The organism is Streptosporangium sp. NPDC023615, assembly GCF_040640155.1.
Taxonomy (GTDB): Bacteria; Actinomycetota; Actinomycetes; order Streptosporangiales; family Streptosporangiaceae; genus Streptosporangium.
In genome coordinates this window covers 31959-57651 of the sequence record NZ_JBFABE010000049.1, presented here as the reverse complement: position 1 = coordinate 57651, position 25693 = coordinate 31959, and the positions used below count along the sequence as shown (strand labels likewise).

General features: G+C 72.6%; 20 protein-coding genes and 1 riboswitch. Of the genes, 9 read left to right on the top strand and 11 right to left on the bottom strand.

The genetic code is table 11. The features are described 5' to 3' along the window. Positions 1-142 precede the first annotated feature (142 nt). From AB0G16_RS27690 to AB0G16_RS27670, 5 genes are all read right to left on the bottom strand, one after another. Entirely contained in the window at positions 143-643 is a 501-nt protein-coding gene (locus AB0G16_RS27690; RefSeq protein WP_362810996.1) for a hypothetical protein, read from the bottom strand. A 132-nt stretch (positions 644-775) separates the two neighbouring features. Beyond that, the gene (locus AB0G16_RS27685; RefSeq protein WP_362810993.1) at positions 776-1963 is read right to left on the bottom strand and encodes a lipid-transfer protein; all 1188 of its coding nucleotides are present in this window, start codon (positions 1961-1963) and stop codon (positions 776-778) included. Next, positions 1960-2475, bottom strand: a complete 516-nt coding sequence (locus tag AB0G16_RS27680; RefSeq protein WP_362810990.1) for an OB-fold domain-containing protein — start codon at positions 2473-2475, stop codon at positions 1960-1962. The genes AB0G16_RS27685 and AB0G16_RS27680 overlap by 4 nt, the downstream gene beginning before the upstream one ends. 25 nt (positions 2476-2500) lie before the next feature. Next, positions 2501-2953, bottom strand: a complete 453-nt coding sequence (locus AB0G16_RS27675) for a hypothetical protein (RefSeq protein ID WP_362810988.1) — start codon at positions 2951-2953, stop codon at positions 2501-2503. 222 nt (positions 2954-3175) lie between these two features. Then, positions 3176-3991: an SAM-dependent chlorinase/fluorinase gene (locus tag AB0G16_RS27670; RefSeq protein WP_362810985.1), complete on the bottom strand. Its 816-nt coding sequence runs from the start codon at positions 3989-3991 to the stop codon at positions 3176-3178. A 114-nt stretch (positions 3992-4105) separates the two neighbouring features. Between AB0G16_RS27670 and AB0G16_RS27665 the strand changes: the two genes are divergently transcribed. Further along, on the top strand, positions 4106-4408 hold the full coding sequence (locus AB0G16_RS27665) for a DUF3263 domain-containing protein (RefSeq protein WP_362810982.1): 303 nt from the start codon (positions 4106-4108) through the stop codon (positions 4406-4408). A 199-nt stretch (positions 4409-4607) separates the two neighbouring features. Further along, complete coding sequence (gene otsB, locus AB0G16_RS27660; protein ID WP_362810978.1) at positions 4608-5393, top strand: trehalose-phosphatase; 786 nt, start codon at positions 4608-4610, stop codon at positions 5391-5393. Here the strand turns inward: otsB and AB0G16_RS27655 are convergent. Both AB0G16_RS27655 and AB0G16_RS27650 read right to left on the bottom strand, forming a co-directional pair. Then, positions 5350-6654: an MFS transporter gene (locus AB0G16_RS27655; RefSeq protein WP_362810975.1), complete on the bottom strand. Its 1305-nt coding sequence runs from the start codon at positions 6652-6654 to the stop codon at positions 5350-5352. The two genes, otsB and AB0G16_RS27655, sit on opposite strands and share 44 nt — an antisense overlap. 196 nt (positions 6655-6850) lie before the next feature. Next, positions 6851-8275 (bottom strand): trehalose-6-phosphate synthase, encoded by a 1425-nt coding sequence (locus AB0G16_RS27650; protein WP_362810972.1) that lies wholly within the window; start codon positions 8273-8275, stop codon positions 6851-6853. A gap of 237 nt (positions 8276-8512) precedes the next feature. Between AB0G16_RS27650 and AB0G16_RS27645 the strand changes: the two genes are divergently transcribed. The 6 genes from AB0G16_RS27645 (at position 8513) to groL (ending at position 15749) form a co-directional block, all read left to right on the top strand. Next, positions 8513-9070: an RNA polymerase sigma factor gene (locus tag AB0G16_RS27645; RefSeq protein ID WP_362810969.1), complete on the top strand. Its 558-nt coding sequence runs from the start codon at positions 8513-8515 to the stop codon at positions 9068-9070. A 230-nt stretch (positions 9071-9300) separates the two neighbouring features. Then, a complete protein-coding gene (locus AB0G16_RS27640) occupies positions 9301-10926 on the top strand; it encodes an alpha-lytic protease prodomain-containing protein (protein ID WP_362810966.1) in 1626 nt (541 codons plus the stop codon). Positions 10927-11204: 278 nt separating this feature from the next. Then, positions 11205-11345: riboswitch (SAM riboswitch) on the top strand. 14 nt (positions 11346-11359) lie between these two features. Then, positions 11360-12652, top strand: a complete 1293-nt coding sequence (thrC, locus tag AB0G16_RS27635) for a threonine synthase (RefSeq protein ID WP_362810963.1) — start codon at positions 11360-11362, stop codon at positions 12650-12652. Between the two features lie 22 nt (positions 12653-12674). Continuing rightward, the gene (locus tag AB0G16_RS27630) at positions 12675-12950 is read left to right on the top strand and encodes a MoaD/ThiS family protein (protein WP_362810960.1); all 276 of its coding nucleotides are present in this window, start codon (positions 12675-12677) and stop codon (positions 12948-12950) included. A gap of 417 nt (positions 12951-13367) precedes the next feature. Next, positions 13368-13568 carry a cold-shock protein gene (locus AB0G16_RS27625; RefSeq protein ID WP_362810957.1) on the top strand — a complete coding sequence of 67 codons (201 nt, stop codon included), beginning with the start codon at positions 13368-13370 and terminating at the stop codon, positions 13566-13568. Between the two features lie 552 nt (positions 13569-14120). Beyond that, positions 14121-15749 (top strand): chaperonin GroEL, encoded by a 1629-nt coding sequence (gene groL / locus AB0G16_RS27620; protein ID WP_362810954.1) that lies wholly within the window; start codon positions 14121-14123, stop codon positions 15747-15749. A gap of 70 nt (positions 15750-15819) precedes the next feature. On the opposite strand, the gene AB0G16_RS27615 is transcribed toward groL, so the two are convergent. The 4 genes from AB0G16_RS27615 to AB0G16_RS27600 all read right to left on the bottom strand — a co-directional run bounded on the left by AB0G16_RS27615 (position 15820) and on the right by AB0G16_RS27600 (position 23811). Then, complete coding sequence (locus AB0G16_RS27615; RefSeq protein WP_362810951.1) at positions 15820-17859, bottom strand: AAA family ATPase; 2040 nt, start codon at positions 17857-17859, stop codon at positions 15820-15822. A 401-nt stretch (positions 17860-18260) separates the two neighbouring features. After that, positions 18261-19904 (bottom strand): DNA repair helicase XPB, encoded by a 1644-nt coding sequence (locus AB0G16_RS27610; RefSeq protein WP_362810948.1) that lies wholly within the window; start codon positions 19902-19904, stop codon positions 18261-18263. Between the two features lie 310 nt (positions 19905-20214). After that, positions 20215-21126: a DUF4190 domain-containing protein gene (locus AB0G16_RS27605; RefSeq protein WP_362810945.1), complete on the bottom strand. Its 912-nt coding sequence runs from the start codon at positions 21124-21126 to the stop codon at positions 20215-20217. Between the two features lie 279 nt (positions 21127-21405). After that, a complete protein-coding gene (locus AB0G16_RS27600) occupies positions 21406-23811 on the bottom strand; it encodes a helicase C-terminal domain-containing protein (RefSeq protein WP_362810943.1) in 2406 nt (801 codons plus the stop codon). Between the two features lie 146 nt (positions 23812-23957). Between AB0G16_RS27600 and AB0G16_RS27595 the strand changes: the two genes are divergently transcribed. Next, positions 23958-25691 (top strand): hypothetical protein, encoded by a 1734-nt coding sequence (locus tag AB0G16_RS27595; protein ID WP_362810940.1) that lies wholly within the window; start codon positions 23958-23960, stop codon positions 25689-25691. The last annotated feature ends 2 nt before the right edge of the window (positions 25692-25693 follow it).

Sequence of the window (25693 nt, the reverse complement as noted above, 5' to 3'; positions counted from 1 at the left end):
TCGATCTCCCCGCCCGGCGGGACCGTGAAGCACGGCCAGGACATCTCGAAGCCGACCCGTGACGGGTGGGGGCCGCGCCCCGTCCGACCTACCGCGTGGGTCGATCTAGCGCGGAATCCTCGGCGTACCGGAGGACGACGTACTAGAGGATGTCGACGCCGACGCCGCCGATGCCGACGAGACCGCCGATGCCGACACCGTGGCCGGTACCGCTGCCGCTGCTGATGATGTTGCCGCCGCCGCCGATGTTGTTGCCGCCACGGCCGAAGCCGCCACCGTAGACGCCGCCGCCGTAGCCGCCGCCGTACACGCCGCCGCCGTAGACGCCGCCGCCGTACACGCCGCCGCCGTAGACACCGCCCCCGTAGACGCCGCCGCCGTACACGACGCCGCCGCCGTAGACGCCGCCGCAGCCACCGGCCGCGTAGACGGTGGGAACCGCGACGACGGCGGGCGGGCAGACGACCGTGGGAACGGCGACGACGCCGCCGCAGCAGTCGGCCTTGGTCTTGGCGGCGGCCTTGGCCACCGAGGTGACGGAGGCCTTGGCGGCCGTGGAGGAGGTTGCGGCGGACGCGGCCGCGGCCGGTGCGATGACGGCGATACCGACGCACGCGGAGGTGATGAGAAGACGACGAATCATTGTGGTTCCCCCTGGAAGGAAATCGTCGCGGCAGTGTTGTGGGCCCTTTCGAACGGACCGTCTGCACGCGGCTACTCAAAGTAACGAGAGTGAGGCTATCCAGCGACATGCTTTCTGGAGGGTCAAGAATGGTCAGGTTGTGGCAATGATCGCGGAGCCGTGCCCGAACAGGCCCTGGTTGATCGCCAGCCCGATCCGTGCCCCCGGCACCTGACGCGCGCCCGCCGTCCCCCGCAACTGCCAGGTCAGCTCGCACACCTGGGCGACGGCCTGGGCCGGTACGGCCTCGCCGAAGGAGGCGAGCCCCCCGGACGGGTTCACCGGGACCCGGCCGCCGAGGGCGGTGTCCCCGGCGCGCAGCAGCCCGGCCGCCCCGCCGCGCGGGCACAGGCCGATGTCCTCGACCCAGTCGAGCTCCAGGGCGGTCGACAGGTCGTACACCTCGGCCAGCGACAGGTCGGCGGGGCCCAGGGACGCCTCCTCGTAGGCGGCGTGGGCGATCGAGGCGCGGAAGGGCCGCGCCGGCGCGGGGACGGCCGCGGTGGAGTCGGTGGCGAACTCCGGCAGTTCGAGCACGGTGCCGGGGAACGACGGCGTCACCGTGGAGACGGCCGCGAGCCGTACCGGGCGGCTCGCGCCGTGGCGGCGGGCGAAGTCGGCCGAGGCCAGGACCAGGGCCGCGCCGCCGTCGGAGGTGGCGCAGACGTCCATCAGCCGCAACGGGTCGGCGACCATCGGGGAGGCGAGCACCTGCTCGGCGGTGACGGTCGCGCGGTAGCGGGCGTTCGGGTTCAGGGACCCGGCCAGGGCGTTCTTCACCTTGACGGCGGCGAAGTCCTCGGCGGTGTCGCCGTACAGGGCCATCCGCCGGCGCGCGTAGAGCGCGAAGTAGGCCGGGTTGGTGGCGCCGAGCAGCCGGAAGCGGAGCCAGTCGGGGTCGTCGGGACGCTCACCGCTCACCGGGGCGAGGAACCCCTTGGGGGTGGAGTCGGCGCCGACCACCATCGCCACGTCGCACAGGCCCGCCAGGATGCGGGTCCTGGCGGTCTCCAGGGCCTGGGCGCCCGACGCGCACGCCGCGTAGCAGGAGGCGATGCGCGCCCCGTTCCACCCCAGGGCCCGCGCGAAGGTGGCGCCGGGCACGAAGCCGGGGTAGCCGTTCCTGATGGTGCCGGCGCCGACGAGGAACGGCACGTCGGCCCAGTCCACGCCGGCGTCGCGCAGGGCGGCCCGGGCGGCCGCCACCCCGTACTCGGCGAACGGCTGGCCCCGCTTGCCCCAGGCGTGCATCCCGGCGCCGAGGACGACGACGTCGCTCATGCGGCACGCCCGTCCGGTGGCACCCGCGGGCCGGCCGATGTCACCGCATCGGCCGTGCTCGCCGGGTCGGCCCGAGCCGCCCCGCCGGCCGGATCGGGCGCCCCGGTGGACGGGGCGCCCCACATCCACACCTCGGGGCCGTCGGCGAGGGCTCCCGTCGTGAGCTCCAGCTCCATGCCCACGCGCAGGTCGTCCACGGTCAGGTCCTTCACCTGGCCGAGCACGACGATCCCCGCGCCGGCCAGTTCCACCGCGGCCAGGGTGACCGGGACGTAGGGGTCGGCGGCCACGAACGGGGCGGGGGGCGGGTAGCAGGCGTTCGTGTACGACCACACGGCACCCCGGCGCGGCAGGCGCACCCGCGCCAGGTTCTCGCCGTCGCAGCGCGGGTTGTGACAGAAACCCGTCCGGGGCGGGAAGTGGACGGTCCGGCAGCGGTCGCAGGCGGTGCCGAGCAGGTACGCGACACCGTCGTCCACGGTGAACCAGCCGTCGATCACGGGTGCGGTCATAGGGCCGATAGTACACAAGCGCTTGCTAGGTAACACCCCCTTCCGGGGCGGGCGGCCCGGCGGGGGCATCGGGCCTCCGGCGGCGCATGAACACCGCGCGTGCCGCCAGGGCGAGGGCCAGCAGGACCAGTGAGACCTGGGTGTCGCGGGCCGCCCCCCGTGGGGCGGCGACGCCGCCGGGGTGGGCCGGGGCCGGTCCCGGGGCCGGTTCGGGCGTGACGGGGACGTCGTGGACGATGTCGCGCCGGACGCCGGTCTCGCCCGCCGGCCCGTCCGGGCGGCAGCCGGCCGGGGTCGGCCGGTGCGGGTGGCCCGTGGCCCGGGCCGCGGCCGGGGGCGCGGGTCCGGCGGCCACCGCGATCGCCGGGATCCGGCCGGAGGCGAGGCGCAGGGGGTCCGACGGCGTGACGGGCGTGACGCTCATGGTCGCCACCGCCACGCAGAACGGGGTGGCGGTGAGCGCCATGGCGCCCCTCACCGCGGGGTTCCCGGACGGCCGGTGGGCGGGGGGACGGTGGATGCGCGCCCGTGAGGGGACGCCGGAACGAAGGGGGGAGGGAACACGGTGACCTCGACAGGAGGGGGGCGGGGTTACACGTCACCGGAATTCTGACACGCGCTCTTCCGGAGAAGATGACGCTTCAGTAAACAGACTGATACATACAGTAATTCCCTTTAGATCCCCTTGTGGGGCACGTACTCACGTATGACGGGATGCCAGGGAGAGCCGCACGTGGGCTCCGGGCGGCAGGCCCAGCCGCTGCGAGGCGTCCCCGGCGTTGACGCCCAGCGCGACCAGCCCGGCCGAGTCGACGAACGCCACCACCTCGCCCGGGGGGACCGCCGTGAACGTCTCCTTGAACGGCACCGCGAGCCGCCTCCTGCCCAGCCAGACCGCCAGGGTGTCCCCCGGTGCGATACCCAGGCTCACCAGGTCGCCCGAGCCGATCGAGAGCTGGGCGTTGCCGTACCGGTCGATCGAGAGCACCTCGCCCTCGGCGTAGCCCTCCCGCACCGTCGAGGTGGGCGCGGGCAGCGAGACCAGCCGGTTCAGCGGGATCTCCTGGCCCAGCTCGGCCGGACGGCGCCCGATCGCCAGGTGCGCCGCCACCGGCGCGAAGAGGTCACGCCCGTGGAAGGTCGGCGAGACCGGGGCGAGGAAGAGATCCTCGTTGGACAGCTCGTAGGCGGCGCGGGCGCCTCCGCTGGCGCTGACCGCCCAGGACAGCAGGCCGTTGTCGGGCCCCAGGAACACGTGCTCCCCGGCCTCGACCGCCACGGCCCTGCGCGACCCGCCGACGCCCGGGTCCACCACGGCGACGTGTACGCCCGCGGGGAGGTAGGCGATCGTCTGGGCCAGGATCGCGGCCCCGCGCCGCACGTCTCCCGAGGGCACCAGATGGCACACGTCGATGATCCGCGACTCCGGAGAGATACCGACGATCACGCCGTGACAGGCGGCGATGTAGCCGTCCTCCAGGCCGTAGTCACTGAGAAGGCTGATGACAGAGGTCACACCTGGTGACTGTACGTCGCCACATCCGTCATGAACAGCGCGAAATTCCGGACTATCCTGACTTCTGGTCGCGCACGCGGTGCGATCCCCGCCCGCCCGACCGAGGAGGTAGCAATGGACCCCCCGCCGACCCCCGGCGACGGCGCCACGGCCGAGCCCCCGTCGCGGGCGCTCACCGACACGGAGCGGGAACTGCTCGCCTTCGAGCGGCGCTGGTGGCATCACGCCGGTGCCAAGGAGCAGGGGATCCGCCAGACCTTCGACCTGTCCGCGACGCGCTACTACCAGCTCCTCAGCGAGATCATCGACCTTCCGGCGGCGCTCGCCCACGACCCGATACTGGTCAAACGCCTGCGCCGCCTCCGCGAGACCCGCCGCCGGGAACGCGCCGCCCGGAAGATGGGCTTGCGTCCCTGACGGTGGGGTACGACGGCTCGGGCGGACGTCCCGGCCGGACCCTCCCCGGCGGGGATCGTCACCACGACGGCAGGAACCGGACGGCAGGAACCGGACGGCAGGACGGCGGACAGGGCCCACGCGGCGGGTGCGGACGCACCCGGCGGGCTGGGGCTGGCATGACGGCGGACACGGGCACACTCGACGGGCTGGGGCGGGCATGAGGGCGAACACCACCGAAGGACTGAAGGCGATCGTCGCCGATCCGGCGGGGGCGGTGATCGGGCTCGACTTCGACGGCACGCTCTCGCCCATCGTCGCCGATCCCGCCGCGGCGAGGATCGTCCCCGGCGGGGCCGAGGCGCTGACCCGGCTCGGCGGACTGATCGGCTCCCTGGTGATCGTGACCGGCCGCCCGGCGGCGGTCGCGGTCGAGTACGGCTCCCTGGCCGCGGTGCCCGGCCTGGTGGTGCTCGGGCACTACGGCCTCGAACGCTGGGAGGCGGGCGAGATGGCCGCGCCGCCGGTCCATCCGGGCCTGGCGGAGGCGAGGGCCGGGCTGGAACTGCTGGCCGCGGGGCTGGACGGGGTCATCATCGAGGACAAGGAACGGTCGGTCGCCGTGCACACCAGGCAGGCCGCCGATCCGTGGGTGACCCTGGAGGCGCTGCGCGAGCCCGTCGCCACGCTCGCCGCCGGGGCGGGGCTGACCGTGGAGCCGGGCAAGCTCGTGCTGGAGCTGCGCCCGCCGGGGATCGACAAGGGGGTGGCGCTCGGCGCCTTCCTGCGGGAGCGGGCCGCCCGGTCGGTGCTGTTCGCCGGGGACGACCTGGGGGACCTGCCCGCGTTCGCGGCCGTGCGCGCCTCGGGACTGCCGGGGGTGACGGTGTTCAGCGGGTCGCCCGAGATCGAGGTGGAGGCCGACCTGGTCGTCGATGGGCCGCCCGGGGTGCTGGAGCTCCTCAGCTCGATCGCGGACGCGATCGAGGGCGAGACGCGGGGGTGAGGGCGGGGGCGTCCCCGCGGGTGCCGATCAGCAGCCCGGCGAGCGCCACCCCGATCAGCGCGGGCACCATGAGGAACGCCGTCCGGGTGCCGAACCCGTCGGCCAGCGCGCCCAGCACGAACGGCCCCATCCCCAGGGCGACGCTCGCGATGATCGAGGCGAGCGCGGTCGCCTGGTTGCGCCGCCCCCCGGAGACGGCCAGCAGCCGGGAGAGCGCCATCGGGAAGTGCAGCGCGACCCCCAGCCCGGACACGGCCAGGCCCGCGTACGAGAACGCCGGCTCCGTGCTCAGCCAGAACAGGCCCCAGCCGGTGGCGGCGACCAGCAGGGCGCCGGTGAACAGGACCGTCGCCGGAATCCGCAGGGCGAGCCATCCCCCGGCCAGCCGGCCGGCCGCCATCCCGGCGGTGAGCGCGGCGACCGCGGTCGCCGCCACCGCGGGCGAGAGGCCGGTCCGGTCGGAGAACAGCTTGGCCGCCCACAGGTTGAAGCAGAACTCGGTGGCGACGCAGCAGAACAGCACGGCCCCGGCCAGGTGGAAGCGCCGATCGAAACGGGCACCGCGCCCGGACGCGGCACCTCCTCCGGGCGCGGTGCCCTCCCCGGACACGGCGATGTCCCCGGGTGCCGCGGCCTCCGGCGGCTGGGCCGGGGCGGCGTCGGGGTGCTCGGGGACCCGGACGCGTCCCATGAACAGTGCGAGCAGCACGGTCAGCACGGTGGGCATCAGCAGCGCCACCCGCCAGCCCAGCGCGCTCTGCGCGGCGACGCTGACCACGAACGGCACCCCGATGCCGACGATCACGCAGACCGCGTTGGCCTCGCTGATCGCCGCCGGGCCCGCCGGGCCGTGACGGTCGTCGAGCGCGGCCATGCCCGAGTACATGGCGATCGAGGCCATCCCGCTGGCGATGCCGTAGCCGAGGAGGGTGACCGGCAGGACGGTGGGGGCCGCCGCGACCAGGAACGTTCCGAGGCTCATCCCGGCCAGCCCGGTCCAGATGACGGCACGGCGGCCGATCCTGGCGGTCAGCCGGGGCAGGACCAGACCGGTGAGGATGCCGCCCACGGCCATCGAGGTACCGTGCAGCCCGGCGACCGCCTGGGAGAGCTGCTGGTCGATCCGCAGCAGCGGGAGAGCGGCGCTCAGGCCGTACAGGTAGGTGGCGAAGACGCCGAGTTGAAGGTAGACCAGCCAGGTCGGGCGGTCGCGGACCAGCCGGACGGGCGTGATCGCGGTCAACTCGTTCTCCCCGGGCATCGAAAAATCGAAAAATCTGAAATGGCCCCGGAAACTATCTCACAGGCCCTCGAAGCCGCACGGGCGGACGTGGGTGAGGGCACGGGATCGAGGGGGAGGAGCGCGGGGCCGGGCGAGGGGCCGGGCAAGGGGACGGGTGAGGGCGCGGGATCGGGGCCGGGGCCGGGGTCGGGGGAGGGCGCGGCGGGCGGCGCGGTCAGGCGAGGGCGTCGAGCTGCTCGGCGAACCACCGGTGCGGCGGGAGCGCGGTCGCCGCCGCGGCCAGCAGACCGCCCCGCCTGGTCCGTTCCCCCTCGGGCATGGTCAGCCCCTCGTGCAGCGCGGCGGCCGTGGCCGAGACGTCGTAGGGGTTGACCGTCAGCGCGTGCTCGCCCAGCTCGGCCGCGGCCCCCGCCTCCCGCGAGAGCACCAGCGCGCTGCCCGGCGACAGGATCGGCCCCTCCTTGGCGACCAGGTTCATCCCGTCCCGGATGGGGTTGACCAGCAGCACGTCGGCCAGCCGGTAGGCGGCCAGCGACCTCGGGTAGTCGTCGTCGACGTTGAGGATCAGCGGGTCCCAGTCCTCGGTGGCGTACTCGTCCTCGATCTCCTTGGCGCAGCGCTGCACCGCCGCGGTGTACTCGCGGTACTCGGGGAGGTCGTGGCGGGAGGGGTAGGCGAAGGCCAGGTGCGTGACCCGGCCGTGCCACTCGGGGTGGGCCGCCAGGAACTCCCGGTAGGCGACCAGGCCCCTGACGATGTTCTTCGACAGCTCGGTCCGGTCGATCCGCACGATCAGCCTGCGGTCGCCCACCTGGGCGCGGAGCGCGGCCATGTGCGACTCCACGTCGGGCTCGCAGGCCCGGTCCCAGAGCGCCTTGCCGTCCACGCCCAGGCTGTGCGCGCCGACGCGGGTGGTCCTGCCCGCGTGGGTCACCGTACGGGCCACGGGATCGACCGAGGCGCCCAGCACGCTCCGGCAGCAGTCCATGAACGCGGTGCCCCAGCGCGCGGTCAGGAAGCCGGCGTGGTCGGAGCCCAGGATGCCCTCCAGCAGCTCGGCCGCCACGTCGTCGGGCAGGAGGGTGAAGTACTCCGGCGGGGCCCACGGCGTGTGCGAGAAGTGCGCCACCCGCAGGTCGGGCCGCACGCCCCGGAGCATGGCCGGGACGAGGCTGAGGTGGTAGTCCTGGACCATCACCCGCGCCTCGTGCGGGGCCTCCTCGGCCAGCGCCATGGCGAACGCCTCGTTGTAGGCCTGGTACGACTCCCACTCCCGGCGGAACCTGGCGTCGAAGTGCGGCCTGTTGGGGGTGTCGTAGAGGAGGTGGTGGACGAACCAGAGGGTGGAGTTGGCCACGGCGTTGTACGCCCGGTGGAAGGTCGCCGGGGGGATGTCGAGCATCCGCAGCGCCCCGGTGTCGTAACCCGCCTGGTCGAGCCGGCCGCCGGGCGCCGCCCGCACCGCGCCCCGGTCGCCGTCGGAGAGCGCGGCGCAGACCCACAGCACACCGAGGTCCCTGGCGACCGCCGACAGCCCCGACACCAGCCCGCCCCCTCCCCTGCGCATGGACAGCGAGCCGTCCTCGGAGAGGGTGAAGGAGACGGGGCCGCGGTTGGAGGCCACCAGGATCGCGTTCATGAGATCCCTTCACTGGCTAGGGACACGCCTGTCCTGAAGGTTAACCGGCACCTGTTCGGGATGCCCCCCTCTTCGGGACACGGAAGAACGGCGTTCATCGGATTGTGTCAGCTCTTGTCAGCAGGTCGGCTGGTGAGCCTGTTTTTTTACACGGTTTTGTGGTGACTTCGTCGCTGAACCGCCATGACCTCCGACCATAGGATGGCCAGCGACCGTGACCGCTGATGGGGGCCCGTGATGGCGCTGGACGAGACGACCGAGGAACTGGCCCGGGAGGCGGCCCTCGGTGACCACCGCGCGCTCGGCGAGCTGCTGAGGCGCATCGAGCCCGCCGTGCTCCGGCACTGCGGCCGCATCCTGCCCTTCCGGCAGGACGCCGAGGAGGCCTGTCAGGACACTCTGCTCGCGGTGGCCCGCAACATCGGCCGCTTCGAGGGGCGCGCCAGGTTCAGCACCTGGCTGCACATCGTGACCGCCAACTGCGCCAGGACCACCTACCGCTCGCTGAAGCGCCGCGCCGCCGAGCAGAGCTCGGACGAGCTCCCGCTGCAGAGGCCGGACGTCGCCAGGGTGAGCGTGATCGCCGGGTCCCGGCTCGACCTGCTCGACGCGATGGAGGCGCTGGAGGCCGAGAAGCCGGACCTGGCGCAGGCGCTGGTGCTGCGCGACATCTGCCAGCTCGACTACAACGAGGTGGCCGAGCAGCTCGGCATCCCGCTGGGCACCGCCAAGTCCCGCATCCACCAGGCCCGCAAGTACGTCCAGGGCGCCCTGGGCGACGCCTACGGTTTCTGACCCTCCGCCCCCGATCGTCGTCGCCCGCCCGTCCCCCCTCGCGCCGCCGGCGGTCGTGCCGACGGTCGTCCGCGTGGCGTGCGGCTTCTGCGGCCTTGACCGGCGACGACTGGATTAGGGTGACCTTGTCCGCGTCACCCCGGTCGAGCGCTCGCGCCACACGGCCGGCCGGTGGCACGGGGCGATCCTCCCCCCTCCGCTCCGGAAGCCGAGGTCGAGGAGAGACCCACATGTCCCGCAGACACGTCGTCACCTCCGGGTGCGTCCTGGCGGTATCCGCGCTCACCCTGGCCGCCGCCCCGGCGGACGCCGACCGCCGGACGGGCGCCCCGGGCGCCCCGGGCACCCCGGGCACCCCGGGGGCGGCCGGACCGATCGTGCCGGGCGCGACGGGCGGACCGAAGGTCCCCGGGAGGCCCGGTACGCCCGGCGTGGTGATCACCTCGGTCGCGCCGCCGCCGGGCATGCTGGAGGCCCTCGAGCGCGACCTGGACCTGACCAGGGCCGAGGCCGAGGCGCGGCTGCTCAACGAGGCGCGGCTGATCCCGATCGCGGAGCAGATGAGCAGGAGGCTCGGGCCCCGCTTCGGCGGCGCCTGGCTGCGGGCCAAGACCGCGCACACCCTGGTGGTGGCCAGCACCACGATCGCCGACATCCCCCAGATCGTCGCCGCCGGCGCGCAGGCCGAGGTCGTGCCCCGGTCGCTGGCGGAACTCGCCGAGGTCAAGGAGAAGCTCGACGCCACGCTGCCGCCGAAGCCGCTGATCTCCAGCGTGCGCTACGTCGACGTCAAGCGGAACAAGGTGGTCGTGCTGGCCCCGCGGCCGGAACAGACCCAGAACATCATCGCCTCCTCCGGCCTCGACCAGACCGCGGTGGTCGTGCTCCCCTCCACCGAGGCGCCCCTGCCGCTGTACGACCTGGTCGGCGGGAACGCCTACTACACCGGCGCGGTGAACCGCTGCTCGGTGGGCTTCTCCGTCCTCAGGGGGAACCAGCCGGGCTTCGTCACCGCCGGCCACTGCGGCAGGCGGGGCGCGGCCACCACCGGCTTCAACCGCCTGGCCCAGGGGACCTTCCAGGGCTCGGTCTTCCCGGGCAGCGACCACGCCTGGGTGGCGGTCAACAGCGCCTGGACGGCGACCGCCGGGGTGGACAACGGCCAGGGCGGCGTCGTCCCGGTCGCCGGGGCCAGGGTCGCCATCGAGGGCGCCTCGGTCTGCCGGTCGGGCTCCACCACCGACTGGTACTGCGGCCTCATCCAGCAGCGCGACGCCAGCGTCACCTACCCGCAGGGCGCCGTCTTCCAGCTCACCCGTACCAGCGTGTGCGCCGAGCCCGGCGACTCGGGCGGCTCGTTCATCTCCATCGACCAGGCCCAGGGCGTCACCTCCGGCGGCTCGGGCGACTGCGGCTCGGGCGGCGTCACCTACTTCCAGCCGATCGGGGAGATCCTCACCGCCTACGGCCTGGCGCTGAAGACCACCGCGGGCAACCCGCCGCCGCCCACCACCGGCACCTGCACCGGTTACCCGACCACCTACACCGGCGCGCTGGCCGCCGGGAAGTCCGTGTACCACCCGAGGAACGTCTACTACAGGGCGGCCATCACGGGGACCCACTACGGGTGCCTGGACGGTCCCGCCGGCACGGACTTCGACCTGTACCTGCAGAAGTGGAGCAGCTCCGGCTGGCGGGTCGTCGCCTCCTCGCGGAGCGCCGGCTCGGACGAGAAGATCACCTATGTCGGGGCGCCCGGTTTCTACCGCTACCGGGTGGTGAGCGTGGCCGGTTCCGGTTCCTACACCGTCGGGCTCAGGGCGCCGTCCCCGCTCTCGGTCCGCAGCGTTCCCTGACCGGCGTGCCGCCGCCCTTCGTCCGATCTCCGCCGTCCGATCTCCGGTGTCTGTCGTCCGGCGTCCGGAACACGTCGTCCGAGATCCGCGGCCGCGCGTCCACCGCCTCGGATCCGCCGCACGGGGAGGACGGCCGAGCCCGCTGTCCCGGGCCGGTGCCGACGGTGGTGTCCGGTGGTTAACACGTCATGTCTCGTATCCTGAGACGGCTTGTCGGGACGGCGGTACGGCGGGGTAGAGTGCTGGAGACCTGCGCGTCAGGTTCACAAATGAATACGTGCTCATCCAGAGGGGTGGAGGGACCGGCCCTGCGAAGCCCCGGCAACCATCCCGGTTCAAGACTCGTGATCTGACGAGGTCGGCCGGGACAGGTGCCAATTCCGGTCTGTGACCAGGGTGGTCGCAGACGAAGATGAGGGAAAGGCCTCGCTTCATGGCGCTCGCAACCACTGAGAACACCACCGCCGCCCCGCTCGACCGTCCTCGGGACGGGGGCGGGAGCTTCGGCCCCGCCGTCGCCCTGTCCTGTCGCGAGTGCGGTGCCCGCTACGACCTGGGTCCCAGCTTCGCCTGCATCGAGTGTTTCGGGCCCCTGGAGATCGCCTACGACTTCGGGCGCGTGACCCGGGAGCAGATCGCCGAGGGGCCGGCCAACATCTGGCGTTACCGCTCGTTGCTGCCCGTCCCGGCGGACGTGGCCTCCAAGCCCAACATGGCACCCGGGTGGACCAAGCTCGTGAACGCCGGGAACCTCGCCCGCGAGCTGGGCATCCGCTCGCTGCACGTGAAGGACGACTCGGGAAACCCCACGCACTCCTTCAAGGACCGCGTGGTGGCCATCGCCGTGGAGGCGGCCCGCACCTTCGGCTTCCACACCCTCTCCTGCTCCTCCACCGGCAACCTGGCCGGCGCCGTGGCCGCCGCGGCCGCGCGGGCCGGGCTGGACTCCTGCGTGTTCATCCCCTCGAACCTGGAGGAAGCCAAGATCGTCATGGCCTCCGTGTACGGCGGCAGGCTCATCGGCATCGACGGCACCTACGACGACGTGAACCGCTTCTGCTCCGAGCTCATCGGTGACGAGCTGGGTGAGAAGTGGGGCTTCGTCAACGTCAACCTGCGGCCGTACTACGCCGAGGGGTCCAAGACCCTGGCGTACGAGATCGCCGAGCAGCTCGGCTGGCGCATCCCCGAGCAGATCATCGTCCCGGTGGCCTCGGGCTCCCAGCTCACGAAGATCGACAAGGGGTTCAAGGAGCTGATCGCCCTCGGGCTCGTCGAGGACACGCCGTACAAGATCTTCGCCGCCCAGGCCGAGGGGTGCTCGCCGGTCTCGGCGGCCTACAAGGCGGGGCACGACGTGATCCGCCCGGTCAGGCCGGACACCATCGCCAAGTCGCTGGCGATCGGCAACCCGGCCGACGGTCCCTACGTCCTGGACATCGCCCGCCGCACCGGCGGAGCGGTCGAGGACGTGACCGACGCCGAGATCGTCGACGCGATCCGGCTGCTGGCCAGGACCGAGGGCATCTTCGCCGAGACCGCCGGCGGCGTCACCGTCGGGGTGCTCCGCAAGCTGGTCGCCTCGGGCACGCTCGACCCCGACGCGGAGACCGTGGTGCTCAACACCGGGGACGGTCTCAAGACCCTGGACGTGGTGGCCACCGAGGCGCGTCCCACCGCGGTCATTCGGCCCTCTCTTGACGCATTCCGTGCGGCCATCGCCTAAAAACCGTGAAAGGTTACGAATTATGAGCGTTTCTGTGCGGATTCCGACGATTCTCCGGACGTACACCGGCGGTGCCGCCGAGGTGAGCGCGGAGGGGGAGACCCTGCGCGATGTTCTGCAGAAGCTGGAGGCGGACTTCCCGGGGATCGGCGCCCGAATTCTTGATGGAACGGGTAAGATTCGCCGTTTTGTGAACGTCTATGTCGGGGATGAGGACGTCCGTTTCGCGGACAACCTCGACACGGCCACCCCCGCGGGCGTCCAGGTCTCCATCATCCCGGCGGTGGCCGGGGGCTGAGCCCAGGCCGCCTCACCGCCTCCACGGTCCCCTCCGGCCCCGGGGCCCTGCGCCGGCGCCGTGCGACTCCTGTCACGGCCCTGCCGCGGCCCCGCCCGCGGGCGCACGGCCCGTGGCGTGCCATCTCTCCCGCGACACCCGCCCGGCTCCGGCCGGGCGGGTGTCGTGTTTTATGACTCGGGCTCATATTCGTCGCTCGGGAGGATGTTACAAAATTGAACTAACTAATAGTGATAGTCAAACTCTGATCCCGTACTGAAAACTCTGATAAACGGGGAGTTTGGTGTTTGACTCTGTTGCCCGACCGCTTCCCACAGGTATGGTCGAGGGCGATCGACGCGGCGAAGTTCGTCCGGAGATTGAGGACTTCGCGAGAGGAATGGGCGTCGTCCTAAAGACCAGTAAGAGGAGTCACACGTGGCGCAGGGCACCGTCAAATGGTTCAACGCGGACAAGGGCTACGGCTTCATCGCGGTAGACGGTGGTAAGGATGTGTTCGTCCATTACTCCGCGATCATGATGGACGGCTACCGGGCATTGGAGCAGGGCCAGCGGGTGGAGTTCGAGATCACCCAGGGACAGAAGGGCCCGCAGGCCGAGGCCGTCCGGGCGGTCTGACCCCGGCCGTCCCCCGTCTCGCCGGGTCGGGCCGGTGGATCCTCGCGGAGCGTGTGACCTGTTCCACGGCTCCGCCCGCCGGTCCGGCCCGGCTCGGCCCAACCCGACCCGACCGGACCCGACCCGTCTCGACCCGGCGGGCATGTCCGGGCCGTCGCGTCCGGCTCGACCCGTGCGCCGACGGCGCGGCGGACTTCGCTCCGCGCGGAACCTTCCCGCCGGAGGCCTGGGACCGAGGACGCCTCGCGTCCCCCGAGGGCCGGGGGCGGAGCCCGCGGATCCCCCCTGACGTGCCGTGGGACCGATGTGCGTCCCGCTCCCGGAGTGTCGTCCCCGAGGAGGGGGCGCGCCGTCCCGCCGTGCAGGTCAGGCGATCGCGGCTTGCACTCGACAGGGTAGAGTGCTAAACAGTTTGTTGGCACTCGCACATGAGGAGTGCCAAACCTGGATCGAGGCGATGGGGCCCGCCGAACGGAGTCGTGGGCCCACATGCCGTCGCGGGCGTCGGCTCGGTCCGGTGCAAGCCACCCTGTATCTGGGAGGTCTAGCCGTATGGCAGCCAAGATGATCGCGTTTAACGAGGACGCCAGGCGCGGTCTCGAGCGTGGCATGAACCAGCTCGCGGACGCCGTGAAGGTGACCCTCGGCCCCAAGGGCCGGAATGTCGTTCTGGAGAAGAAGTGGGGAGCCCCCACCATCACCAACGATGGTGTCTCCATTGCGAAGGAGATCGAGCTCGAGGACCCGTGGGAGAAGATCGGGGCCGAGCTCGTCAAGGAAGTCGCCAAGAAGACCGACGACGTCGCGGGTGACGGCACCACCACCGCCACCGTGCTCGCTCAGGCTCTCGTACGTGAGGGTCTCCGCAACGTCGCCGCCGGCGCCAACCCGATGGCCCTGAAGAAGGGCATCGAGGCCGCCGTCGAGCGCGTGTCGGAGGAGCTGTCCAAGCTCGCCAAGGACGTGGAGACGAAGGCGCAGATCGCCTCCACCGCCTCGATCTCCGCGGGCGACCCGCAGATCGGCGAGATGATCGCCGAGGCGATGGACAAGGTCGGCAAGGAAGGCGTCATCACCGTCGAGGAGAGCAACACCTTCGGTCTCGAGCTCGAGCTCACCGAGGGTATGCGCTTCGACAAGGGCCTCACCTCGATGTACTTCGTGACCGACCCGGAGCGGATGGAGGCCGTCCTCGACGACCCCTACATCCTGGTCGTCAACTCCAAGGTGTCCGCCAACAAGGACCTGCTCCCGGTTCTCGACAAGGTCGTGCAGGCCGGCAAGCCGCTGCTGATCATCGCCGAGGACGTCGAGGGCGAGGCCCTGGCCACCCTGGTCGTCAACAAGATCCGCGGTCTGTTCCGCTCGGTCGCCGTCAAGGCGCCCGGTTTCGGTGACCGCCGCAAGGCCATGCTGGGCGACATCGGCATCCTGACCGGTGCCCAGGTCATCAGCGAGGACCTCGGCCTCAAGCTGGAGTCCACCACGCTGGACCAGCTCGGCCGGGCCCGCCAGGTCATCGTCACCAAGGACGAGACCACCATCGTCGACGGTGCCGGCGACGCCGAGCAGATCTCCGGACGGGTCAACCAGATCCGCGCCGAGATCGAGAACACCGACTCCGACTACGACCGTGAGAAGCTCCAGGAGCGTCTCGCCAAGCTGGCCGGCGGCGTGGCCGTCATCAAGGCCGGCGCGGCGACCGAGGTCGAGCTCAAGGAGCGCAAGCACCGCATCGAGGACGCCGTTCGCAACGCGAAGGCGGCCGTCGAGGAGGGCATCGTCCCCGGTGGTGGCGTGGCCCTGCTGCAGGCCGGCGCCAAGGCGTTCGACAAGCTGGAGCTCTCCGGCGACGAGGCCACCGGTGCCGCGATCGTGAAGAAGGCTCTCGAGGAGCCGCTGAAGCAGATCGCCGTGAACGCCGGCCTCGAGGGTGGCGTCGTGGTGGAGAAGGTGCGCAACCTTCCCGCGGGTGAGGGCCTCAACGCCGCCACCGGCGAGTACGTCAACCTGTTCGACACGGGCATCATCGACCCGGCCAAGGTGACGCGTTCCGCTCTGCAGAACGCGGCGTCCATCGCGGCGCTGTTCCTCACCACCGAGGCCGTCATCGCCGAGAAGCCCGAGAAGGCCGGTGCCGCTCCCGCCATGCCCGGCGGCGGCGGCGACATGGACTTCTAGTCCTGACGCTTTCGAAAAAGAGGCGACCCCTTCCGGGGGCCGCCTCTTTTTGTCGTTCACCGGCGACACGTCACCCGGACGACACGGCCCGGCCGAGCTGCTCGGGGAGCGGCCGAGCGTGCAGCACGGTCAGCGAGGTGACCGCGCGGGTCAGCACCACGTACAGGCGGGCCAGGCCCCGGGGCTCGGCGGCGACGATGCCGGCCGGTTCGGCCACGATCACGTGGTCGTACTCCAGGCCCTTGGCCAGGGTGGCCGGGACGACCAGCAGGCGGTGGTCCCCGGTCGTGTCGGGGCTCAGCACCCGGTGGTCCAGGTGGGACACGGCGGCGGAGGCGGCGTCCACCAGGGCGTCGGGGACGATGACGCCGATCGACCCCTCGCGGGCGAGCGCCTCCTCGGCGGCGCCGGACAACGCCGTGGTCAGGTCCGTCACCGGCCGTACCGACAGGGAGCCCGCGCCGGGCCGCAGCGACCGGGGGGCGGCGAGACCTGGGGCCACCGACGGCAGCAGCCTGGCCGCGTAGTCCAGGACCTCGCGAGGCACCCGGAACCCCAGGGTGAGCTCGGTGACGGCGCCGTCCTCGAAGCCCAGGTGGCCCAGCACCTCGGTCCAGGAGCGGGCGGACCAGGGCGTGGTGCCCTGGGCGAGGTCGCCCAGCACGGTGGCCGACCCGGTGCGGCAGCGCCGCCCGAGCGCCCGCAGCTGCATCGCCGACAGGTCCTGGGCCTCGTCCACGACCAGGTGACCCAGCGGCGTGGTCCGCTCGATCATGTCGCCCAGCTCGTCCATCAGCGCGGCGTCGGCCGCCGACCACTTCGCCGAGCGGAAGGACTTGGGGGGCTTGGCCCAGAGCAGGAGCGACCGCTCCTCGGCCGTGAGGTCGTCCTTGGCCGCCGCGGCCAGGAAGCCGGGGTCGCTGAACAGGCGGTGGAGCACCTGCTGCGGGGTGAGCTTGGGCCACACCGCGTCCACCAGCCGTTTGACCGGCGCCGACCGGGCCACCGCGTCCTGCACCCGGTCGTCGGGCGACTCGCCGCGCTGTTCCATCCGGACGAGCACCAGGTGGGCGAGGCGCTGGGCGAGCGTGGCGCGGCCGGGACCGTAGCGGACGGTGCCGCGCAGGGCGGCGACGATCTCGCGGACCTCGTGGTCGGCGACCCGGTAGCGGTTGATCCCCTTGGTGTAGAGCACGCCCTCGGCGGGCTTGACGACGTGCATCCACAGGGCGCGCCTGAGCACCCCGACGATCCTGGCGTCCCCCTTGAGGGCGCCGACCGCCGCCTCCTCGGGGGCGGAGTGGTCGCCGAGGATCCCGGCGACCGTGGTCTGGTCGACCTTGACCTCGCCCAGGGCCGGCAGCACCGAGGAGATGTAGGACAGGAACGCCCGGTTCGGGCCGACGATCATGACGCCCGACCGCGCGAGCCGCTCGCGGTGGGTGAAGAGCAGGTAGGCCGCCCGGTGCAGGCCGACCGCGGTCTTGCCGGTGCCGGGGGCACCCTGGACGCACACGGTCCGGGTCAGCTCGGAGCGGACGATCTCGTCCTGGTCGGGCTGGATCGTCGCGACGATGTCGCGCATCGGCCCCGAGCGGGGGCGCTCGATCTCCTCGGTGAGGATCCTGCTCCGCGCGACGGCGGGGCCGTCCTGGTCGAGGCGCTCGTCCTCGTAGGCGGTCAGGTCGCCGCCCTGGTAGCCGAACCGGCGCCTGCGGACGACGCCCATCGGGTCGGACGGGCTGGCCTGGTAGAAGGCCCGGGAGACCGGGGCCCGCCAGTCGATCACCAGGGGGCGGCTGCGGTCGTCGTGGACGTGCCTGCGTCCGACGTGGACCGTCCCCGGCAGGTCGTCGTCGGCCTCGCGGTCGAGGCGGCCGAAGAACAGGGGCGTGCCGGAGTGGTCGGCGAGCGCCGCGACCCGCTGGTCCAGCAGGGCCTGGAGGATCTGCTGGGAGACCCAGTCCCCGGCGGCGTCGGAGGACAGGGAGGCGGCGTGCTCGCGCATCGCGCGCAGCGCCGCCCTGGAGACGGCCAGGTGTTCGCGTTCGGCGGCGAGGATCCGGGCGGGATCTTCGGTTATGTCGGGGGCCAATTGATGTGCGGGCATGCTGAAGCGCCTCCCATTCATGAACGGAGGTGACGGTGGTCATCGGGCAGCGAATCGACCAGCCTAGCGGCGGCGCTCGCGCGCCTCAAAGGGATTAGGGCCGGACCGGGAGCGGCGGTCCGGGACACCTCGATGATCGTGGGACTCGCCCGTGGACGATCCTTCGACGGTCGTCCCGGGCATTCTTCAGGCCGATCTCAGATCAATCGGTAATCAACCTGATACTCTCTGTGATTCTGCGATGAAATGACGAAAAAGGCAGCCGAACATGGTGACTCGCGCAGATCATGGGGGTATGTCGCCAGTGGCCGCTGAGGCCTAGCGAGGGGGTGGTCTGTTTGTCGAAAGCCCGAGGGATTTCGTGGGCCTGACACACATCGACGGCGTGTTCGCCAGTGGTGTCATTCTCCGGCGAGCACGTCGTCCGCGTCGATGATCTGGTAGGCGTACCCTTGCTCGGCCAGGAAACGCTGCCGGTGGGCGGCGAAGTCCTGGTCGACCGTGTCACGGCTGACCACCGAGTAGAACCGGGCCCCGCCGCCGTCCGCCTTCGGCCGCAGCACCCGGCCCAGCCGCTGCGCCTCCTCCTGCCGTGACCCGAAGGTGCCCGACACCTGGATGGCCACCGCGGCCTCGGGCAGGTCGATGGAGAAGTTGGCGACCTTGGAGACGACCAGGACCTGGATCTCCTTGTCGCGGAACGCCTGGAAGAGCCGCTCCCGCTCCTTGACCTTCGTCTCGCCCTTGATCACCGGCGCGTTCAGGTGCTCGCCGAGCTCGTCGAGCTGGTCGATGTACTGCCCGATGACCAGCACCTGCTCGTCCAGGTGCCGCCGGACCAGCGCCTCGGTCACCCGCGTCTTGGACGGCGTGGTCGCGCAGAACCGGTAGCGCTCCTCGGACTCCGACATCGCGTACGCCAGCCGCTCCTCGTCGGTGAGCGTCACCCGCACCTCGACACAGTCGGCCGGGGCGATCCAGCCCTGGTTCTCCATCTCCTTCCACGGCGCGTCGTACCGCTTGGGGCCGATCAGGGAGAACACGTCGCCCTCCCGGCCGTCCTCGCGCACCAGCGTCGCGGTCAGCCCGACCCGCCGCCTGGCCTGCAGGTCGGCGGTCATCCGGAAGATCGGCGCGGGCAGCAGGTGCACCTCGTCGTAGACGACCAGCCCCCAGTCGCGGGCGTCGAACAGCTCCAGGTGGCGGTAGACGCCCTGCCTGCGGGTCGTCATCACCTGGTACGTGGCGATGGTGACCGGCCGGATCTCCTTCTTCGTCCCGGTGTACTCGCCGATCTCGTCCTCGGTCAGCGAGGTCCGCTTGAGCAGTTCCTGCTTCCACTGGTGGGCCGAGACCGTGTTGGTCACCAGGATCAGCGTGGTGGCCTTGGCCTGCGCCATCGCCGCCGCGCCCACGATCGTCTTTCCCGCCCCGCACGGGAGCACCACCACGCCCGAGCCGCCGTGCCAGAACGCCTCGGCGGCCTCGCGCTGGTAGGTGCGCAGCTCCCAGCCGTCCTCGGTGAGCTCGATCGGGTGGTGCTCGCCGTCGACGTACCCGGCCAGGTCCTCGGCGGGCCAGCCCAGCTTGAGCAGGAGCTGCTTGATGTTGCCGCGCTCGCTCGGGTGCACCGCCACGCCGTCGTCCAGGCGCTCGCCCAGCAGCGGCTGGATCTTCCTGGAGCGCAGCACCTCCTCCAGCACGGCCCTGTCGGTGCTGGTCAGGACGAGTCCGTGCACGGGATGCTTCTCCAGGCGGAGCCTGCCGTAGCGCGCCATCGTCTCGGCGACGTCGACCAGCAGCGCGTGCGGCACCGGGTAGCGGCTGTAGGCGATCAGGGCGTCGACCACCTGCTCGGCGTCGTGCCCGGCGGCCCGCGCGTTCCACAGCGCCAGGGGCGTGACCCGGTAGGTGTGCACGTGCTCGGGGGCGCGTTCCAGCTCGGCGAAGGGCGCGATCGCCTTGCGGCACTCCCCGGCCTTCTCGTGGTCGACCTCGAGGAGCAGGGTCTTGTCCGATTGGACGATCAATGGTCCGTCAGTCACAGACGTCTCCCTCGGTCACGGCGTGTCGCGGCGGTTCGGCTCATGGTCGCACCCGGCGGTCGTCCACCGGGCCGTCCCCTGCCCCACGTTCCCCGGGTGCAACGGGCGGGGACGCGTGGGCAGTCCCGCGCGGCCCGCCGATGCGAGCGATCTCACATCCCCGGCCGGCACGCGCGCGTTCACCACGTGCCCGGACACCGAGAGTACGGGGTCGCCGGGTGTGCGGGCACCGGGCGTGCGGGACCTGCCGGACACCCTGTGTCGCCGCGGCGGCCGGGGCCCGGCGGCGGCCCCGCCGGTCCCGGCACGATCAGGGACCGAACGCGTGGTTGAGCCCGGCGACGACGAAGACGACCGCCCCCAGGACGATCAGCCCGATGTTCACGCCGATGCCGATCCAGGCCCGTCTGAGCAGTTTCCCGGCCCCCCGCGTGTCGGTGTCGACCCTGCCCAGGGCGAGACCCGACAGGACGACGGCGACCAGCCCTCCGATGCTCAGGAAGAAGCTCAGCGAGAGCACGATGCCGACGACCATGGCGACGATCGCGTGCGTCCTGACGCCCTCGGTGGCACGGGACGTCCCGGGACCGTGGCCGGGCGCGTGGGGCTGCTCGACGTAACCCTGTCCGTACCCGTAGGGGGAGGGGGCGCTCTGCCCGTATCCGTGGAGGGAGGGATCCGCGTGATCGCGCCGGGTGTGGCCCGCGTACTCCCCGGCGGCGTGTCCCGCGTCGGGGTGGCCTCCGCCGTCGTGACCTCCGTTCCCCGGGCCCCCGCCGTGACCCGCGGCGGTGTGTCCTCCGCCGCCGTACCACCCGGTGTCGTGGTGGCCGCCGGTGTGGCCTTGGTCGGCGTACGTCCGGCCGCTGTACCCCAGGTCGTGGCCCCGAAGGGTGTGGTCCTCGCCGCCGAGATCCAGGCCGACGAGGGTGGGGGCGTCATGGTCCTGGTCGGTGTAGGCGGGATCGCCGTAGGCGGGGCCGGAGTAGGGGGAGCCGGTGCGGGCCGGGCCGTCCGGGGCCTGGTCGTCGTAGGGGGAGGCCCCGTGGCCGAAGGCCCCGGCGTGCCCGGACCCGGCGTGCCCGGACGGACGCCTCTGAGCGGACCGTTCCCGGTCGTGGGAAAGCCGGCCGTCGCCGGGGACCTGACCGGCACCCGTGCCGTAGGGGCTCTTCCAGTCGTCCGGATCGGTGCCGGGACCTTCGGAATGACCGCTGCTCACCGTGGATCTCTCGCTTCTGTGGAGCTCGGGACATCAACAGATATCACGATATGAGCCGTGAACCGTGTGCCAGGGACGAATGGGTCGGCCTCCGTTCCGGTGGCCGGATTCCGGACGAGGCCGGGAAGGCTCCGGCTCCCGGACGGCGACGTGCCTCGGCGGCCCGGCGGCCGGTCCCGGGGCGGTCCGTCCCGGGACCGACATTACCCCCTGGTCTTCCCCGGCACACCGGAGCCGTACGGTCGTTCCCGGTCCTCGGTGGAACGGGTGAGCGGCATGTCAGGCGATGTCGGCTATCCCAGTGATGCGATGCAGGGCGAAGCGGTGCACCGCCGCCCGCGTCTCGTCGTAGGCGGTGAGGTAGCCGCCCTCCATCCGGGCCGGTTCGAGGATCCGGCTGGTCGCGTTGCCCTGCGAGTCGAGATAGCCGATCCAGACCTGCGACCCCTGACGGATGGCCTCGCGCAGCGCGGTGATCGTGGCGGTGGCCGGGGAGCGCGGGATCTGGCCGTCGGGGGCGGCCACCGGGGGACGGCGGGCCAGGTGGGCGGCGTCCCCGGCGCGTACGGCACGGATGGCCGCCGCCACCACCTCGGCCTCCGGCCCGCCGAACATGACCGGTGAGCGGGCCGCGGGCACGCCCTCGGTCCGGCGGACGTCGAGCTGGGTGACGATCACGTCACCGTCGAGCGACTCCGCCGCGGGGGCGTACCCCATCGCGCGCAACGCGTCGACCAGCGCGGGCCTGGAGGACTTGGAGGCGATCACGGTGGGGGCGAGCCGCCGCAGCCGCAGCGGGATCGCCCGCTTGTCGGCCATGACCTCGTCCAGCAGCGAGGAGTCGTCGCACCGCACGTACGCGCTCGCCGTGCCGACGCGCATCCGGCCGTGCCGCCGGGCCACGTCGGCGATCAGGTAGCCGAGCGGCTGGGGCACGGGCGTGGTGGAGTGACGCTCCAGCATGGCGAGCAGCTCGTCGGCGCCCTGCCCCGCGTCCAGCGCCCGCCGGACCGACCGCTCGTCGAACCGGTAGACCGTGGCCCCGCCGGTGGACTCCACCTCGGCCGCCAGCGCCAGCCAGCGCCTCAGCTCCCCGGTGAGCGGCCCGGGGGCGACGGCGGTCAGGTCGGCCTGGAGGAGGACGTGGTCGAGCGGCTCGGGCAGCAGCGGGAGCAGCAACCGGGCCGCGGCGCAGGAGGCGGGGCCACCGGCGGTGCCCGCAGAGGCGCCGGAATCACCGGAGGCGTCGGGGAGCAGGGCGCGGCCGTGACCGGAGAGCGCCCCCAGCCCGGTGACGCCGAGCTGCTCGGCCTCCCGCAGCGTGAACTCCACCAGCTGGTCGCGGTGGCCGCCGCGGCGGCGCGGCTGCTCCCAGGCCAGGCGGTCGCGTACGGCCTCCGGCGTGGGCGCGACCCCCGGCGCGGAGGCGAGAACACCCAGGGTGGCGGCGCGGACCTCGGGCGCCGACGAGCGGCGCAGGTCGGGATGGAGGGCGTTGAGCAGCCGGTCACGCTCGTCCCGGTCGCCGATGACGCCCGGCAGCCGGTCCATGGCGAGCCACGTCGTGGCCAGCACCGCCCAGCGGTCCTCGGTAGCCTTCACCCGCCAGCCGTCGTAGCCGGGCGTGGGCATCCAGTCGCCGTCGACCGCGCCGCTCGCCGCCACCAGCCCCGCCGCGTACGCGACCTCGACGATGAGCCCCGTCACCCACTCGGGCAGGTCGAGCAGCGCGGCGGTCCGCTTGAGGTCGCGTACGGCCAGGCCGCCGCTGCGGAGCACGCCGGGCGGATCGGCGCTCCAGCGCTCGCACAATTCCTCCACCGCGCGGACGAAGGCGAACGCCTGCCCGGCCGCCGTGCGGTCGGCGAGCCCCTGGTCGCGCACGGTGCCCTCGGTCGCGGGCGGGAAGGGGGAGAGGTCGCGATGGACGCGGCCGCCTCGCAGGAACAGGGCGACCTCGCGGGGCAGCACCACGCTCTCCTCACCGGTGGCGGCCAGCAGCGCCCGGGAGAGCAACTGGTCGATCGGGGACTGCGCGGTGGCGGCGCGCACCTCGCGCCGCGCGTTCGGCACCCGGCCGCTGGCCGGACCCCAGGCCAGCTCGTTGAGCGCCGATCGGGCCTGCGGCGAGACCTCCTCGACCAGCCGTCCGACGACGCCCGGATCGGCGAGCAGCGCGGCCAGGGCCTCCTTGGTGTCGCCGTCCTCGCCCCCGGCGTCCCGCACCAGCTCGGCGAGGCGCTCGGCGGGGTGGTGCCGGAACGCCTCCACGGCGGGCGGGCCGAGCCCCGCCGGGCCGTCCATCACCTCGCGCACGCCGGGAGCCGTGGCCAGGGCCTTGTCGGGCCCGTAGACCAGCGCCATGGTGCGCAGCCGCTCGACCGTCTCCTTGAGCGCGCTCTGGAACGTCGTGTCGGCCACCCCGGGCAGGGCGCGGGCCATCTGGGCGCGGAGCGACCGGTAGGGCAGGGGGCCGGGGAGCACGGCCAGCGTCTCCACGACCGCCAGGGTGAACCGGTCGAGCCGGTCGAGGGCCCTTCCGATCGCGGACGGGCTGCTCGCCCGCCCGGCCAGCCCCTCCAGGTGGGCGGGCACGGGCGTGATGAGCTCGGGACGCACGGAGACGAGGGCCCGCAGCCGATCGTCGCTCCGGCCGCGCAGCCACTCGGTGAACTCCGTGCTCATTCCGCCAATGGTAGGAGGCTTGACCGACATCGCGCGGCCTGGGGGAATTCCGTGATCGTGTGAAGGACGCGAATCGATCACGTGATGCGCGGTGAATCGGGGAAGAACCCCTCCGGGGGAGGCGATCCCGAGAGAGGATGGTCAGTGTGATCGAGCGCGCCGACCAGCTCGTCCTGGACTATGTCAGCAAGGTGGCCGACGCCGCCCACGGAGTGCTGCCACCGAGGCGGCGGATCGACTTCATCGCGGGGCTGCGCAGGCGGATCGACGCCGAACGGGCGGGGAGGGACGACCCGGCCGTCGTGGCCGGGGTGCTGGCCGGGTTCGGCGATCCCGTCGAGCTGGTGGGCCGGGAGCTGCGCCGGCTGGGTGAGGAGGAGGCGTCCCGGCCGTCCGGGACGACGTCCGGTGCGGCGGACGCTTCCGGGGTGGCCGGTGCCTCCGGTCCGGCCGCTGCCTCCGGCGTGGTGGGTGCTTCCGGCGTGTCCGCGCACGCCTCGTCCGCCCAGGCTCCGCCCGCTCGGCTTCCGTCCGCCCGGGTATCGCCCGTCCCCACCTCCACCACCGTGACCGCCTCCGAGTCCGGCTCCGCCTCTGCTTCCGAGCCCGCCTCCGAGTCCGCCTCGGCGGTCTCGGTGTCGCCGGTGCCCGTGCCGCGGCCTTCGGCGCCGTCCGAGTCGCCTCTCGCCGCGCCGACGCCCGGCGACCCCCACGACTCTCCCGGCTCCCGTGGCTCCGGCGATCCCCCTGTCCCCGGCGACCCCGGCGACCCCGGCGATCCCGGCGGGTCCCGGAACCCCGGCGGCGCCGGCGAGGCCGGCGTCCCCGCTCCCCGTCGGCCGGTACGCGGCCACCCCTACGCCCCGATGCCCTCCTCGGAGTCCGAGGACTCCCCGGACCGGCGGGCCGCGGAGGCGGAGTGGGAGGACGAGGTGGAAGGGGACCCGCCGACCGAGGAGATCCCACCCGTGCGGGACGAGCCCATGCAGGACGAGCTCGTGTGGCGCGGGCCCGTGCGGGACCGGTCCGTGCCGGACCCGCTCGCGCCGCCCGCCCCCCTCGCGCCGCCCGCCCCGGCCCCTCCGGCGCCGCCCGTGCCCGACCCCCTCGCGCCGTTCCCGCCGGATCCCCTCGCCCCCGTCGTACCGGGGCCGGAGACGCGCCGGACGCCGACGGGGACCGAGGAGGGGCGGGAGTCACCGGGGAGGACGCCGGAGGCCGGGCGGAAGGAGCCGGGGGAGCCGTCGGAACCGTCAGGGGTGTCAGGGGAGGGGGACGTGCCCGGCGGGCCGGCCGGACCGCCGGTGAAGGCGCCCGGGAACGGGCCCGGTGGCGCCGGGATCCGGCCGGACATGCCGCCCGGCGTGGCCAGGGGCATCCGGGAGGCGGAGGAGCGGCTGGCCAAAAGGCAGGCGCGCGGCCGTCCCGGCCTGCTGCGCCGCAACCGTCCGCCCCGATCGCGCGAGGACATCACACCGGGCACGCAGGACGCCCGGACGATCCTGCTGAGCCACCACCGCGAGACGATCGGCATGGCCCTGCTCACCCTTGCGGGGCTGCTGATCCCGTTCCCGTTCGCCACGATCGCGATCTTCACCGTCCCGGTTCTGGTCTGGGCCGTGGGTGCGCTCGTGGTCGTCGCCTGCCAGGCGTGGACCCCCTCCGACAAGGTGGTCGGGATCGCCTCCCCGATGCTGAGCTACACCCTGGGCGGCGGCCTGGTCGCCCTCGTCCGCGCCAGGGAGGACCTCGGCAGGGTGGTGGAGGAGTTCTTCACCATCAGCGGGCTCATGTTCCTGCTGGGTACGGCGTGGGGTGTCTTCTGGCTGACCTACCGCCTGCTCAACCCGGTGATCCAGCCGGGCAGGGGACACCGGTGACC

Excerpts from the sequence above, each read along its gene's own strand:
- AB0G16_RS27690 (WP_362810996.1), bottom strand. The coding sequence starts at position 643 with ATGATTCGTCGTCTTCTCATCACCTCCGCGTGCGTCGGTATCGCCGTC.
- AB0G16_RS27685 (WP_362810993.1), bottom strand. The coding sequence starts at position 1,963 with ATGAGCGACGTCGTCGTCCTCGGCGCCGGGATGCACGCCTGGGGCAAG.
- AB0G16_RS27680 (WP_362810990.1), bottom strand. The coding sequence starts at position 2,475 with ATGACCGCACCCGTGATCGACGGCTGGTTCACCGTGGACGACGGTGTC.
- AB0G16_RS27665 (WP_362810982.1), top strand. The coding sequence starts at position 4,106 with ATGGACCCCCCGCCGACCCCCGGCGACGGCGCCACGGCCGAGCCCCCG.
- otsB (WP_362810978.1), top strand. The coding sequence starts at position 4,608 with ATGAGGGCGAACACCACCGAAGGACTGAAGGCGATCGTCGCCGATCCG.
- AB0G16_RS27655 (WP_362810975.1), bottom strand. The coding sequence starts at position 6,654 with ATGCCCGGGGAGAACGAGTTGACCGCGATCACGCCCGTCCGGCTGGTC.
- AB0G16_RS27650 (WP_362810972.1), bottom strand. The coding sequence starts at position 8,275 with ATGAACGCGATCCTGGTGGCCTCCAACCGCGGCCCCGTCTCCTTCACC.
- AB0G16_RS27645 (WP_362810969.1), top strand. The coding sequence starts at position 8,513 with ATGGCGCTGGACGAGACGACCGAGGAACTGGCCCGGGAGGCGGCCCTC.
- AB0G16_RS27640 (WP_362810966.1), top strand. The coding sequence starts at position 9,301 with ATGTCCCGCAGACACGTCGTCACCTCCGGGTGCGTCCTGGCGGTATCC.
- thrC (WP_362810963.1), top strand. The coding sequence starts at position 11,360 with ATGGCGCTCGCAACCACTGAGAACACCACCGCCGCCCCGCTCGACCGT.
- AB0G16_RS27630 (WP_362810960.1), top strand. The coding sequence starts at position 12,675 with ATGAGCGTTTCTGTGCGGATTCCGACGATTCTCCGGACGTACACCGGC.
- groL (WP_362810954.1), top strand. The coding sequence starts at position 14,121 with ATGGCAGCCAAGATGATCGCGTTTAACGAGGACGCCAGGCGCGGTCTC.
- AB0G16_RS27615 (WP_362810951.1), bottom strand. The coding sequence starts at position 17,859 with ATGCCCGCACATCAATTGGCCCCCGACATAACCGAAGATCCCGCCCGG.
- AB0G16_RS27600 (WP_362810943.1), bottom strand. The coding sequence starts at position 23,811 with ATGAGCACGGAGTTCACCGAGTGGCTGCGCGGCCGGAGCGACGATCGG.